Raw genomic sequence first — 13,027 nt, forward strand, 5'->3', positions numbered from 1 at the left:
TTTAAAAACTTCGTAAGGCTGAATTCCAAGCCCGCTATCACAAATCTGTCCCTAACCTTTTCCTCCGGCTTATCCCTGCTTGTAAAGCAACCGATATAATGATCACTAAAAGCCCCGCGTAAAAAGATAAATTAAGCTGCCTGGATTCATTGAACAAAACCATCGCCAGTAAAATACTGTAAATGGGCTCAAGGTTAAAAGTAAGGTTAACCGTAAATGCAGAGATCTTTTTTAAGGTTTCTGCAACCAGCACGTAAAGCCCAACGGTACAAAAAAGCGCCAAAAGCAAGAGATAAATCGTATCGGCGACTCCCGGCATTATTGTTTGTGAAGGAAAAAAATGGAGATATACCGGTAAAACTACAATTAAGGCAATGCATCCAGCCAGCATTTGATACATGTTGATAACGGTTGATTCGTATTTTTTAACTAACCGCTCATTAAAAATCGTATAAAGTGATGCCAGGAAAGATGATATCACCCCAAGGATGATCCCGGTACGGAATGAAGTATCGAAATGAAAGATCAACCCAATGCCGGCAAGGGTGAGTGTACTTAACAGCAATTCGGTTATATTAAATGGCTTTTTATTAATAAGTGGTGCCAGAAACGCTGTAAAAAAACTGGTGAGGCAATAACAAACTACCCCAACAGAAACATTAGAGTATTTAATACTGGCGTAAAAAAACACCCAGTGAAACGCTATCAACAACCCAGCCTTACCCATTTCCCGGATGCTTGCCCACGAATAGTTAAATTGCGGCTTCCTGATCCAAACAATAATAGCCAGGAATAAAAAGGAGAACAGGGTACGGTAACAGGTAAGTAAGTATTCATTTAAAGAAATAAGCTTTCCGAATACGCCGGTAAAGCCTGCCAGTATAACTGCTACATGCAGCAGAATAAATGTTTTTTTCATTTTTTGCTAAGTAAGATGAACCGGACAAACACAAGGAAACATGCAATTGCCCGTATTGAATAAATTTGTTTTGAAAATGGTATTGAAAAAGGTTCAAAAACAGTTGCACAACAACTGGCTTTGATTAGCAAAAAAGGAAGAGTGGCGGATCATTAAAAAAAGGCTCCGAGACAAGAAATGTCTGGATGAGAACTTTCAGGTTCTCTTCGGTGCCATATTTTATGTTTGTTGTGATCATTTGATGATGAACCAAAGATAGGAAAAAGTTTTATTGCGTCAATACATTGTGTTGAACAGACACAAAAATCAGATCATGTCGAAAAATTTATGTCATTATAAGCGCAGCGGACCAACCGCACGGAAGCATATCCGCTCTGTATAGCATGCGATTGCTTCGTCGTTCCTCCTCGCAATGACATTTTTTGCCAACAAAAAAGCCCCGGCTATCGCCGGAGCCCTATACCTTCAAAAAGGCAAAGTCTTAATTTAAATACTTAGTAATATCCTCAGATAACGGCGTTGTTTGTGACCTGAAACGGTGGATCAGTTTACCGTTTTCATCAATCAGGAATTTCTCAAAGTTCCATTTGATGTCGCCGGTAAAATCAGGATTTGGAGCAGTTGTTAAGTATTGGAACAACGGATCGATATCCAAACCTAAAACGCTTACTTTACCGCTCATCGGGAATTTTACATTGAAGTTCTCTTTGCAAAAGGTTTTGATATCCTGGTTGGTGCCCGGCTCCTGGCCGCCAAAGTTATTGGCAGGGAAACCAACTACAACCAGTTTGCCTTTGTATTGCTCAGATAATTTTTCCAAATCGGCGTATTGCTTGGTAAAGCCGCATTTTGAGGCTGTGTTTACGATCAATACCTTTTTGCCTTTGTATTTAGCCAGGCTAAAATCTTTGCCATCAATAGTTTTCAGTTTAAAATCATATACTGAAGAAGGTGCTGTGGCAAATAATAAGGCGATGATGAGTGCCAGTGTTTTCATGGTTTTTACAATTGATTTTTATAATCGAGTATAAAAGTAAGGCTAAAAATTTCTTTTAGCTAAGTACTCATCTTCTTTTTGTGTCATTTTTTGTTTTGTAACAACACTTTTATCTGTGTAACCCAAAAGGTGCAGGGCCCCGTGAATGATAACGCGATGCAGTTCATCAGTTTCGCCGGTTTTAAATTGGGCCCCGTTTTCACGGATGCGATCTATCGAAATAAAAATATCACCCACAATATCCCCTTCAACTTCCGAATTATCAAAAGTTACGATATCGGTAAAAGTATCATGATCAAGATATTGCTGATTTATTTGCAGCAGGTATGCGTCTGAGCAAAAAATATAATTAAGCTCTTTCAGTTTAAAGCCTTCGGCAATTACCGTTTCTTTTATCCACTGTCTTAATTGTGCTTTTTGTTTCGGCTTAAAAGTAGTGTCTTCTTCAAAAAAATTAATAGCGGGCATCAGATCTTAAAGTGAAGTTCAATTTCGTTACCCGATGCATTAAAGATGCACTGATCGGCCAGGTGTTTGATGATAAACACGCCTCTTCCGGTCAGGTTTTCGAGGTTTTCGGGAGCTGTAGGATCAGCAAGGTTATTATAGTCAAAGCCAGGGCCTTCATCGGTAACAGTCCAAACAATGCGTTTGGACTCAACCTCGGCATTAACAATCACCTTTTTGCTTTCATCCTGTTTGTTTCCGTGCACAATAGCATTAATAGCCGCTTCATTAAGGCAGGTCATCATATTTGCAAAAGTATCTTCTGCAATATGATATTTATCAGCAATTTCTTCTATCAGCTGCTCAAGCAACGTTATGCTCTCCGGTTTTGACGGCAGCTGCAACGTGTATAGCTCGCTGGTTTGAACATTTGCCTCTTCCATATTATTTGGCGTTAAGTTGATCAAAGTAAGATTTAATTTTTTGTTTATAATACAAATTAAGTGCCGGAGATACCGTTCTGATCTGCTCCGTCTGCTTTGCTTTTTGTTGCTGGTACCCTTGCAGTGCCTTTATGTATCCCGGCGGCAAATCCTTACCCGCATTGCTCTCTCGTTGCTGATCCTGATCTCGTTGCTGCTCGGCCTTTTCAGCCTCTAATAACCGGGTTTGTATTTGCTGCTGCCTTTTTAGCGCGTCATCTGTAATCTTCCTGTTTACGAGATCACGTTCCGTTTGTTCCATTTCTTTCGAAATTTTATCCAAATTGCCCAACCCTCCGGTACCGTCTTTGTTTTCATCCCTGTCAATTTGTTGCAAAGCCTGACGTATCATCTGCTGCTGACGTGCCATTCTAGCAAACTGCTCGCTCATATTGCCATTACTGCCCTGTTGGCCCTTGCCCTGGTTGCCTTGCTGCTGCATCTGCTCGCGGGCCTTCTGCATATTTTGATTAAGCTGCTGCTGCATTTTAGCCAGTTGCGATATTGACTGTTGTTTGCCCTTGCCCCCTTTACCGCCCTTGTTCATCATTTTTTGCATTTGCTCAAGCGCCTCGCTTAACATCAGGGCCAGGTTATTCATGGATGTCATGGCATATTGCTGATTGCGGTTAGCTTCAAGCGTGCGCCTGTCGCCCAGAAATTCGAGGGCCTGGTCAATATGTTCGTTGATACTTGTAATCTCCTTATTTACTGTCGACTGGATCTGCGGCACCCTCCTGCTAATGGCGTACAGGCTGTCTTCGGCCGTTTTCAGGTTGTCTTTAATATCCTTTTGGCTTTGTGATAAAGTAACATATGATGGATCTGTAGGATTAGTGTTTTTAAGCGTTTGCATCAGCTTTTCCTGGTTAAACGAGCTGTTAACCAGGCTTTTTAACAGCTCTCTCAGCTGTTGGGCATCAACGGCATTTTCTTTTGATTCGCCCTCATCGCTATCCTTTTGCATTTTTGCGGCAAGTTCCTTCATTTGTTTTGCTGCCTGCTGCTGCGACTTTGAAGCCTTTGAATTATCCTTTTTTTGCAGGTCACCGGCGCTTTGATCCATCTGCTGCTCAATATCTTTAGTTTCTTTTTCGGGGTTTTGAAAGTCGGACTTGCGTTCGGCCTGATCGTTAGTCTTTTGTAATTCGTCAAAGCCTTTCTTTACATCCTGAAAATCCTGCTTCAATTTATCCTGCTGTTGCTGTAAGTTCTTTTGATCGCCCCCGGGTTGTTTGGTTTGTTCTGATAGTTTTTGCTGCTCATCGGCCAGCTTATTTAACTGATCGAGGTTTTGATTGAGCTTTTGTTCAAATTCCAGCTTTTTATAAAGCTCCAGCACACGGTCAAGTTCCTTTTTCAACGATTTATTATCCATCTGCATTTTGGACAACTCATCGCGGGTGGCATCTTTTTGCTGCTCGTTTAACATTTGCTGCAGGTTTTGAAGCAGCTCTTTTGTTTTTTGATCAAGTACGTTATTAAACAGGTCTTCTATCTGTTTTTGCTTTGCCATGATCTCTTCCGTTTGCTGCTGATTTTCCTGGCGGTTGTACAAGTTCTTTTTATTATCTGCCTGGATATCTTTTACCAGATCTTCCAGGTCCTTACGTTTTTGCATCAGGTCTTCCACCTGTTTTTTCTCATCAAACGAAAGCGTGTTTTTGTTCAGCAGGTTTTGATTTAGCTTTTGAGCATCGCGTTCAACCTGTCCGGCCAATTTGATAGCCGATTGCATTTTTTCTTTTATAGCTTTTGATCCGGCATTTAACTGTTGGTTAATCTCATTGTTATCCGGGACATTTAGTGTATGTTTTGCTGTACGCGCTGTTTTATGTCCGGCCACTTCATCGTTATCGGCAACCTCAAAAAAGTAGCTTACGCGGTTGCCGGGACTAATACCCATTTCCTTCAGGTTCCAGTAGTAAAAAAAATCGGCCTGCGTTTGGGCCAGATTGGCATTAACCTTTTTAGTAAAGTCCTTTTCTTTAGTAGTGCCCGTAGCTTCGATAGTGTAATGAAACGTGAGCGACGAAAATCCGTGATCGTCCTGGATCTTCCCGTTAAAATAAAATGCTTTCATGCTCACTGAGTCCGGTTTCTCCTCAACCATAATAGAAGGCGCTTCGTCGGCAATAACATTAATGCGATAAGCTGCAGAATCGCTTTGACTTACCTGCGCATTAACCGGCAAAAGTTTATAAACAGCGCTTTTCATGATCCGCTCACGATGTTCAAACAGGTCGGCTCCGTTTTGTACCGCCGGATGGCTTTGCCCATTCATGTCAAACATGAGGGCACTGGCAAACTGGGTATGCAATTGCCAGTTTACTGTTGTACCTGCAGGTATGGTCAAATCGCCGGCGTTAAGCAGCTTTTCATTTTTTTTATGGAGATAGGCCGGATAATTCAGCTCCACATCAAAATGGAGCAGCGCCGGTTTCTGATTTACTTTAATTTCGTAAACTACCGAACTAAATCCATTACCGGACAATTTAAAGCGGGTGTTTTGCTGCAGGTTGCTGAATTGGTAGTGAAAACGGCTCGTGTTATCTTTATCAAGCTTAAATGTGTTCTCGCCTGTTTCAACATAAACATCGGCAGGCAGCTTATCCCCCTCAAGTTTCAGATCAAGCTTTAAATCATTCCCCTGAACAACCGAAAGCGTTTTATTTAACACAACAAACTTAAAAGGAGCTGCAGGTACAAAGTATTCGTTATGCCTGATGAGCCTTTTAGTGCTCTCGGTTAACACAGAGGGCGCGGCCAAAGCAATGATAATAATCACCCCCAGCGGACCAAGGGCCCATTTTAAATATTTAGTGTTCTCTTTAAGGTTGATAGCCGACGGAAAACTTACCGGCTTAAGTGCCTCTATCTTTTGATCGATACTGGCTTCGATAAGTGCGCGGTGGCTCTCATCTTCGGCAGCCAGCTTTTTAAGCTGCAGGGTATTGAGCAGTTTATCATGAACATCGTTAAAATGCCGGCCTATGATTTCGGCAGCTTCATCATGGGTAAGCGTTTTGCCCAATTTAAGCCAGGCCAGCAGCGATGGCAAAACCAGCCAGCAAACCAGTATCGTGTTAAGCAGTATAAAAAAGTAAAAAAGAATGCTCCGGAGCAGGATGCTGAAATTACCAAAATATTCGCTCAGGGTAATAACTACATAAGCAGTAAAAATACCGGCACCTAAAAATATTAATCCGCGCAAAAAATTATTGAAATAATACTTCCGGGTGAAAGTATTGATTTTGCCAAGCAAAAGTTCATAATTTTCTGTCGAGGCCATATTGCAAGCGGAAAAACATTAAATACACAACCAATTGAACGCAGAAGCCGTGTATTATATATATAATGGTTGGTTTAAGTTAAAAATTAAAGCAATAATAATAAAATGTTAATCATTTTATGACAATAAAAAACGATTAGCCTGCTTTATAGAGCAATGTACTGTTTTAACGTGATGATAAGAAAATTATGGTGCTGTGCTATTCTTGTTCTTCAACCGCTTCTTCGTCTTCAACTTCTGCAGGCTCCAGCTTGTGCAGCCATATTCCGGCTATCCCGGTAATTGAATAGGGAATTATAATTACTGCAATTGATGATACGGCCGACACGCTTTTTTCAAACAGTAATTCAAAAAAAGGTAGTATAGTAATTATTAGTATTGCTGTGGTTAAAGCTTGTTTTATATAAAAAGGGTCTCTTTTTTTTGATAAAGAATACACCGCTATCCAAAATACAAAGGCAAAAGGAATAGTAACCAACAAAATCATATCCGCAAAAATGATATAGTCTTTTTGAATTTCTTCAATAAGGCTTATTTCGGGATTTTCAATAATGAACCAGGATAGTGCGAGGTGCAGTAAGGGTGCTATAATAACCATCAGCAACCAAACTTTTAAGCTATATATAAATGACCTGTTCATAATTTATTAAGGGTGCCAACAAGATACATAGCGGGCAACAAAATAGCAATAGCCTGCTCGTGCACACCTAACGAGGATCACGATTATTGAAGAGCATTGACTAATAAAAACTCTTTATTCAACAGGCTTATTGGTAAAATATAAAACTGGTTTTTTTTATAAAAATTATATTTTTTCCACAGAAATTTCGCTGCCACAAGTTCTTTTGCCAAAACTTGGCAATGCACCCAATATCAGGACCTTACTGATGGGCAACGATCAATTTTGGATATTATAATATTACCCGAATTTTAATCGTAAGTTAATTGTCATAAAATAAATTAACGTAAAATAGGTGATTTTACGGGTTGTTAAGCGTATAGTTAATTATTACCTTGCACTAACTTAACCCGCTGCCCTATCATGACTGTGCCGAACCATCTCAATACCTCCATATTGAACTATTTAAGTGTAGGCGGGGCCTGGCAAAATATATTATTTTATGCTACAATATTTTGCCTTATATATATCAACGTTTTTTTAACCCGCCGCAACAAAACGTATAAGATACAACCAATAGAAAGTGCTCTCCCTGAAATCGGGGAAGTTTTCCCTTCTGCTACAGAAGAAACCAGGGTTAAAACAAATCAGGCCTTAAATAATGAAGTTGCCGCTTTGAAAAAAGAACTATTGGCATTGGGCGAAGAATTAGAACTTTCATACGTAAAATCCGACCGGCTTAACGACCAATTATCCGAAATACTGGATTGCCTTGAACTGACAGTCGCTTATGACCGTACCCTGTGGGATTGGTCGCTGGATTTTGGCAGCAGAGAAGTTACGCTTTCCGAATATGGCCTGAGGATACGGGGATTTTCAAAACAGCAAAGGCCCCTGTTTGATGAAGCCGTAATGGTTGTAGATGCAAGGCACCGCCAGGCGGTTATTGATGCTGTTGAAAAATCGTTTAAAACCGGCACCGATTTTTCAATGACCTATATCATTAACCCATTAGACGGCAGCCGTCCCAAAGAAATAAAATCAACTGGTAAAGTTCAATACAACGAACACGGAGCCCCGCTAAAACTATCCGGAAAGTTTTCGCTAACTTATACCGAACCGTTGATAAAGAAATAATTGTGTTTCACATTTCGGCATAAAAAAGGAAGGTAAAGTGTAGCACACCGCTCTCTTCATACTTATAGCTAAGGCAAGCGACTTAATGTTGTTGCTCAAAAAATGACGGTCGATCTTTTATTAAAGATCATTATTGCAATTTCAAATATCTTCTATAGCTTAGTTTCTATAACCTATTCACAATATGAAATTGCATTTAACACTGGGTATCGCTTTCGCATTCTCAATCTTCTCATCCTGTAATCACACTCAAACCCAACCAAAAACGGAACTTCAAAAGAAGATGGAGCTGGATAGTTTTTCAAAGGCGAAATATGGTGAAAGCTCCGATGCGCATGTAAAGAGAATGGTTAATGAAGGGATGAAAAAGGCCTTGGTGAGCTATTTAATTTGATAGCCAAGCTTTAAATACTTAGGTCGAAACAGAATTATATATTATAATTTATAATAACTTAGATTTAATAAAACATTAAAAAAGACGGATGAACGACCTTATCTCACCTAAGTATCAAATGACATTAATAAAAACGATTCATGATGTTATTTGGACAGAATTTGGTTCATATGAGAATGTTAAACATTATATTTCGAAATGGCATGAGAATAACTTTGAACCATCGGGATTCAATAATAACTACTGGGAGAACTTTTCAATAGTAAAAAAAGAAAACGATAAGATTGATTTACCGGCAACACTTCATTCAATGCCTGGAGACATTTTATTAAAGATAGCTATTGATTTAGGAGTGAACACCCCCGACTTTATTCCCTCTATCCCGACTTTTAAAAACGTTCTAAAATCTGACTATAAAACAGCTTATGATACATTTACGAAGGCTTATAAGCAAATTGAAACAGATCCAAGTACGGCTATAGGTCTGGCTAATTCCGCTCTTGAAAGTATAATTAAAGAGATTTTAAAAGACAATAGGATCAGTGGTAAAGTCAAAAAAGGTGAAACTCTTTATAAGCTAACGATTATAATTCTACAAGAATTTAATATTACCAATGCTGAATACCCTGTAGAAATAAAAACTATTGGAAGTTCTCTACTAGCGATCAATCAAACCATAGAAAAGCTTAGAAGTGAAAAAACCACCTTTCATGGAAAAACTGATAGCGATTACTTAATTAATGATCCTGTCTACACCAACTTTATTGTTAATACGGTAACTACCGTTGGTCTATTTCTTAACTCTTACTACCAGTTGAAATTTCCCAAGCTCGCTCAAAGCAACAAGGAAACGCAAAATGACGACGATCTTCCTTTCTAATAAAACGGGATGGTCAACTTATCGAATTAAGAAACGGACATAATAGTAAAAGAATGACTAATGACGAAATAATTACAAATACGACAAGTTGGTTTTTGGATGCGCTTAATTATGCAGAATGCATGTTTGGCGCGAGGGATAAAGAGTGGACTTATGTTGGTTTAGAATTTCGAGATAACGGCCCTTATATATACTATTATCCAAATAAACGTATCTCGATAGTGCTTTCCACTGGCTGCATAAATTATCCGTTACAATTTATATATCAATTATCTCATGAAGTTTGTCATTTGTTATATCCAACTGGCAAAGCAGATGCTAATAATTTAAACGAAGGAATTTCAACTTTTTTTTCCAAGATTTATCAAGAGAAACACTTTCCGGAATCAGTTTACGCTATTGAGAACATTGTTAAATCCCGATATTTCAACGCATATAATATTATAAATCAAATAATGGTTGACGATCCGCGCTTCGTATTTAGGCTTAGAGAAATAAACGATGATATTTCTAATATAACTTTTGATCAAATTAAAGAAGCAAATGTCGATATAGCTGATGAAACCATCTTTTATTTATTAAAAAAATTCGAGTAAATAGATCGATTTCGTTTTCGAAGTAATATTGAGGCTGTAGACATTCCTTAATCGCCATTAACACAATTATCAAGTTCTATAGACTACTAAATATTTCATATAACACCTATAACTAAAATGAAACTATGACAAAAGAAAACGATCAAAAACTCCATGAAAGTTTAATTACTTTCTTAAACACTAAATTTAAAAATGAAGACTCCTCTCCAGTATTTAATACTATACCTTCTATTTTAAGTACTGATCAATTCAATAAAATTAATATTAATGATATAAATAAGGCTGTCAAAGTTTTTGTAAAAGTTTTAAATCTCAATGGAGGTTCTAACTCTGATGTCGATTTGTACGAGCTTTTACAGGTTTATTTAAGACAACCTATTCAAAGGAGAAAAATAAATGACCTTGTAAAGGACGTTGTTTATAAAAGCGATGCCAAATAAATTATCACATTGAGTTCCGGACGCTAATTATAACCTTTACTTAACCCTATTTAAAAACAGTGGAAGCATTTTATTCTGCATTATTAAACGATGAAAAGACAATTATCGATAAGAGTTCTTTTGAATTGATTAAAGCAATACCCGACACCATCAAATTAATTATTAAAACAGAATTTGATAGGCATGTAAAGGTCGGTCTTAATGAGGGAGATTTATTTGCTCATACAGCAGTAGACTTTAATGGGAACTACAAGCCAATTGAATTAAATAACTTCATTATCGTCGATCTGGGTACAGACATTTTTGGCAAATACTCAACGGAGCGCAATACCGTAGTTAAGGAGAAACGCACCGGAGAATGTAGGTCATTTCATTCGGTAGGTGCTATTGGTTTCTTCATCGTGCACACGTTGATGCCATTGATACACGATCTAGAAAATGCTTTCAGTTGGGAAACTATTGACAAATTCAAAGAGTTGGGGGATATCAAAAAAGAAAATGAGCAATTAAAAATTAAGATAAAAAGCCTGGAAGCTCAAATTTCCAGTTTATCCAAATGATCAATGCTGTATGTTACAACACGATTTAATAATTTACAAACTGCTTCAAAATTGAATTATTATGACAATTGAAGAAAACAGGAAATCAGCATTGAGACTGTTTGATGAGAATATAATTAAGTACATAGTAGGTGACTTAGAATTACTTGACACTATTCAACCGCAATCAAACGGCAACTCATGTGCTGTTCCTACTGCAATGCTCATTTTAGGTGCGTTAGAGTTTATCGGCTTTTTAATAATAGAAAAAGGGAGGTTGGGTAATGCAGAGGACAACATCACTATAGCGATAAAGCATGGCAATTATTTCCCGGCTACTTATTCTGATTCTGTTGTTAAAACTTTAGCACACACTTATCGACACGGTTTAATGCACTCTTTCTTTCCCCAACAACGATCAGATCAAGTATTTGGCATTCATAAATCCGATAATAGAAAGTTATTTGAAACATTCGACAAAACAGGTGATTCTGTAATATCTCTCAATGCTAACGTCCTTTCTGATGATTTTAAGCAATATGTAAATAATTTATACATCGAAATCGAAAGAACCTCAGATGCTTATTTATTAGCAAACATAGCAAACGCTTTTAAACACCGTTACTCAGAATCATTAGTAACTCTCTCAAGTACTACTACAGAAACAACTATCGCTCCTGGTGTAACCCGGCAAAAATGAATCTCCGTGAAAGAAATTTATAAAAAAGGGATATTATGAATAATAATTATCAAGCAAAGTTAAGGCTGGTGCTTCTGGAGCGCAAAAAATACTACGGCATAAACCCGCAGGCACCACACAACCTATTTATTCCGTTTCCTTTCTTGCTTTATCGCACCAAACCTGAGTGTTGGCGAAATAATTATCTATTCACTTAAACAAAACAGCATGAAAAGCAAACTAACTTAAGGACAAATAATCTGTATACTACTTTGTGTACTACCAGACTAATTCAGTAGCAATAGCATTAACAATCATTTATTAACCACACATCAATTGGTAGACACAAACAGGTCAACAAAGTACAAACAAGAGATGAAACACCTCATAAGAGGCTTAAAGGGCACAATAGCGTTTTGAATTTTACCAACAACAACTATATTTGTACCCCGGCCATACATTAATCGGGATGTAGCGTAGCCCGGTATCGCGCCAGCATGGGGTGCTGGAGGTCGTGGGTTCGAATCCCGCCATCCCGACTTGAAAATCAAGGACTTACGATTGAAAAATCCAAGTCCTTTTTTATTGGGTCTAACATAGGTCTAACACTTTATTTATGTTTATCTATATTTTTTTAGTCAAAAAAACATTTTAATTACTTCGTTGAGATAAATTAATTAGAGCGATCAAAACGGTTTCCACATCTAGATGGAACTGAACTAGCATTAGCTCTTAGAACGGAATATCAACGCTATACCTGAAACAATCAAATGTTTATCATTAAGATACTCTATTAGCTAGATACGGAATATTTCGTCCTGGTATTTCAGTTCTTTATCGGTATTTAGGCGAACATGTATCATTTTGTTCATTACATGATTTGTACAGGGGAATATTTTTTACATGTTTGGATAGGGTCATATTTTCTCCGACAGGGCACATAGGAGATATCTGATCACTTAAAATTAGAGGCCATCAGGGCTGGATAGCGTAATTAAACATGCGAAGAGGTCATCATCGCCGTCGCGGCGCAACAATATATAGATGATGGCAAAAACGAGAAAAATCAGCAGTGTTTTTGTGATCATTGTTCTTCTGCGGTTGGTTTTCAAAGTGCTCCCGGATCGGTTACTTCTACGATCCTTTAACCTCTTTATGACACTTTGCCCTTAGCGGCAACGCTCTTTTATCATTAAATACCGGAGGCATCAGGCCGTGCGTAAAGGTTTATTCTAGTTAGACGTCGTAGCTGAAGAGGTAGCAGCTTCATGTTTGTTGCAGGCGATTTCAGGAAACGAAATTGGCCGCTATCTCCGCAGACGCTTCGTTTTGCGTTTTTATCAGGAAAATAAGGTTTGATCTTCGGGTGATTTCCTGTTTCGTCTTTTATAGTAGATTACGGCGCTGCACAGTGAAATCAATGCGATCAGCAGCAGTTCGATAATCAGGTGTGTAACGGGGATGCGATTCGGCTTTTCTGACAATACAATGATAGCGTCCGGTACCAGCAGACCGGCAAGGGGAAAACAAAAGAACATTCTGAGTATTACCAAATTTTCCATGCTAGCACAGGTTTAATGTAATTCTGCTAAGATAATAAACAATT

General features: G+C 38.2%; 15 protein-coding genes and 1 tRNA gene. 8 read left to right on the forward strand and 8 right to left on the reverse strand.

Going from position 1 to position 13,027, the window contains the following annotated elements; translation table 11 throughout:
• Positions 1 to 37: 37 nt before the first annotated feature.
• The 6 genes from MTO98_RS33680 to MTO98_RS33705 all read right to left on the reverse strand — a co-directional run bounded on the left by MTO98_RS33680 (position 38) and on the right by MTO98_RS33705 (position 6,777).
• Positions 38 to 919, reverse strand: a complete 882-nt coding sequence (locus MTO98_RS33680; RefSeq protein WP_243484133.1) for a DMT family transporter — start codon at positions 917 to 919, stop codon at positions 38 to 40.
• 481 nt (positions 920 to 1,400) lie between these two features.
• Positions 1,401 to 1,916, reverse strand: a complete 516-nt coding sequence (locus MTO98_RS33685; RefSeq protein WP_091174940.1) for a glutathione peroxidase — start codon at positions 1,914 to 1,916, stop codon at positions 1,401 to 1,403.
• 42 nt (positions 1,917 to 1,958) lie between these two features.
• Positions 1,959 to 2,384, reverse strand: a complete 426-nt coding sequence (ybeY, locus tag MTO98_RS33690) for an rRNA maturation RNase YbeY (protein ID WP_243484135.1) — start codon at positions 2,382 to 2,384, stop codon at positions 1,959 to 1,961.
• The gene (locus MTO98_RS33695) at positions 2,384 to 2,806 is read right to left on the reverse strand and encodes an ATP-binding protein (protein ID WP_243484137.1); all 423 of its coding nucleotides are present in this window, start codon (positions 2,804 to 2,806) and stop codon (positions 2,384 to 2,386) included. Before MTO98_RS33695 ends, ybeY begins: the two co-directional genes overlap by 1 nt.
• A 1-nt stretch (position 2,807) precedes the next feature.
• Positions 2,808 to 6,137 carry a DUF4175 family protein gene (locus MTO98_RS33700; protein WP_243484139.1) on the reverse strand — a complete coding sequence of 1,110 codons (3,330 nt, stop codon included), beginning with the start codon at positions 6,135 to 6,137 and terminating at the stop codon, positions 2,808 to 2,810.
• A 199-nt stretch (positions 6,138 to 6,336) separates the two neighbouring features.
• Positions 6,337 to 6,777, reverse strand: a complete 441-nt coding sequence (locus MTO98_RS33705) for a hypothetical protein (protein WP_243484141.1) — start codon at positions 6,775 to 6,777, stop codon at positions 6,337 to 6,339.
• Positions 6,778 to 7,179: 402 nt separating this feature from the next.
• Between MTO98_RS33705 and MTO98_RS33710 the strand changes: the two genes are divergently transcribed.
• The 8 genes from MTO98_RS33710 to MTO98_RS33745 all read left to right on the forward strand — a co-directional run bounded on the left by MTO98_RS33710 (position 7,180) and on the right by MTO98_RS33745 (position 11,960).
• A complete protein-coding gene (locus MTO98_RS33710; RefSeq protein WP_243484142.1) occupies positions 7,180 to 7,893 on the forward strand; it encodes a hypothetical protein in 714 nt (237 codons plus the stop codon).
• Positions 7,894 to 8,077: 184 nt separating this feature from the next.
• Positions 8,078 to 8,287 (forward strand): hypothetical protein, encoded by a 210-nt coding sequence (locus tag MTO98_RS33715; RefSeq protein WP_243484144.1) that lies wholly within the window; start codon positions 8,078 to 8,080, stop codon positions 8,285 to 8,287.
• 88 nt (positions 8,288 to 8,375) lie between these two features.
• Complete coding sequence (locus tag MTO98_RS33720; protein ID WP_243484147.1) at positions 8,376 to 9,167, forward strand: abortive infection family protein; 792 nt, start codon at positions 8,376 to 8,378, stop codon at positions 9,165 to 9,167.
• Between the two features lie 53 nt (positions 9,168 to 9,220).
• Positions 9,221 to 9,763 (forward strand): hypothetical protein, encoded by a 543-nt coding sequence (locus tag MTO98_RS33725; protein WP_243484149.1) that lies wholly within the window; start codon positions 9,221 to 9,223, stop codon positions 9,761 to 9,763.
• Positions 9,764 to 9,888: 125 nt separating this feature from the next.
• The gene (locus MTO98_RS33730; RefSeq protein ID WP_243484151.1) at positions 9,889 to 10,203 is read left to right on the forward strand and encodes a hypothetical protein; all 315 of its coding nucleotides are present in this window, start codon (positions 9,889 to 9,891) and stop codon (positions 10,201 to 10,203) included.
• A 59-nt stretch (positions 10,204 to 10,262) separates the two neighbouring features.
• Entirely contained in the window at positions 10,263 to 10,763 is a 501-nt protein-coding gene (locus MTO98_RS33735) for a hypothetical protein (protein ID WP_243484152.1), read from the forward strand.
• Positions 10,764 to 10,824: 61 nt separating this feature from the next.
• Positions 10,825 to 11,442: a hypothetical protein gene (locus tag MTO98_RS33740; RefSeq protein WP_243484153.1), complete on the forward strand. Its 618-nt coding sequence runs from the start codon at positions 10,825 to 10,827 to the stop codon at positions 11,440 to 11,442.
• Between the two features lie 444 nt (positions 11,443 to 11,886).
• Positions 11,887 to 11,960 (forward strand) — tRNA-Pro (locus tag MTO98_RS33745).
• A 426-nt stretch (positions 11,961 to 12,386) separates the two neighbouring features.
• Here MTO98_RS33745 and MTO98_RS34355 read toward each other — a convergent pair.
• Both MTO98_RS34355 and MTO98_RS33750 read right to left on the reverse strand, forming a co-directional pair.
• Entirely contained in the window at positions 12,387 to 12,509 is a 123-nt protein-coding gene (locus tag MTO98_RS34355; protein ID WP_256464348.1) for a hypothetical protein, read from the reverse strand.
• Between the two features lie 252 nt (positions 12,510 to 12,761).
• Complete coding sequence (locus MTO98_RS33750; RefSeq protein ID WP_243484155.1) at positions 12,762 to 12,983, reverse strand: hypothetical protein; 222 nt, start codon at positions 12,981 to 12,983, stop codon at positions 12,762 to 12,764.
• Between the last annotated feature and the right edge of the window lie 44 nt (positions 12,984 to 13,027).

The sequence above is a fragment of the Mucilaginibacter sp. SMC90 genome, from assembly GCF_022811725.1.
Taxonomy (GTDB): domain Bacteria; phylum Bacteroidota; class Bacteroidia; order Sphingobacteriales; family Sphingobacteriaceae; genus Mucilaginibacter.

Bases quoted from the DNA above. Each gene is read 5' to 3' on its own strand.
- MTO98_RS33680 (WP_243484133.1), bottom strand. From the start codon at position 919: ATGAAAAAAACATTTATTCTGCTGCATGTAGCAGTTATACTGGCAGGC.
- MTO98_RS33685 (WP_091174940.1), bottom strand. From the start codon at position 1,916: ATGAAAACACTGGCACTCATCATCGCCTTATTATTTGCCACAGCACCT.
- ybeY (WP_243484135.1), bottom strand. From the start codon at position 2,384: ATGCCCGCTATTAATTTTTTTGAAGAAGACACTACTTTTAAGCCGAAA.
- MTO98_RS33695 (WP_243484137.1), bottom strand. From the start codon at position 2,806: ATGGAAGAGGCAAATGTTCAAACCAGCGAGCTATACACGTTGCAGCTG.
- MTO98_RS33700 (WP_243484139.1), bottom strand. From the start codon at position 6,137: ATGGCCTCGACAGAAAATTATGAACTTTTGCTTGGCAAAATCAATACT.
- MTO98_RS33705 (WP_243484141.1), bottom strand. From the start codon at position 6,777: ATGAACAGGTCATTTATATATAGCTTAAAAGTTTGGTTGCTGATGGTT.
- MTO98_RS33710 (WP_243484142.1), top strand. From the start codon at position 7,180: ATGACTGTGCCGAACCATCTCAATACCTCCATATTGAACTATTTAAGT.
- MTO98_RS33715 (WP_243484144.1), top strand. From the start codon at position 8,078: ATGAAATTGCATTTAACACTGGGTATCGCTTTCGCATTCTCAATCTTC.
- MTO98_RS33720 (WP_243484147.1), top strand. From the start codon at position 8,376: ATGAACGACCTTATCTCACCTAAGTATCAAATGACATTAATAAAAACG.
- MTO98_RS33725 (WP_243484149.1), top strand. From the start codon at position 9,221: ATGACTAATGACGAAATAATTACAAATACGACAAGTTGGTTTTTGGAT.
- MTO98_RS33730 (WP_243484151.1), top strand. From the start codon at position 9,889: ATGACAAAAGAAAACGATCAAAAACTCCATGAAAGTTTAATTACTTTC.
- MTO98_RS33740 (WP_243484153.1), top strand. From the start codon at position 10,825: ATGACAATTGAAGAAAACAGGAAATCAGCATTGAGACTGTTTGATGAG.
- MTO98_RS34355 (WP_256464348.1), bottom strand. From the start codon at position 12,509: ATGATCACAAAAACACTGCTGATTTTTCTCGTTTTTGCCATCATCTAT.
- MTO98_RS33750 (WP_243484155.1), bottom strand. From the start codon at position 12,983: ATGGAAAATTTGGTAATACTCAGAATGTTCTTTTGTTTTCCCCTTGCC.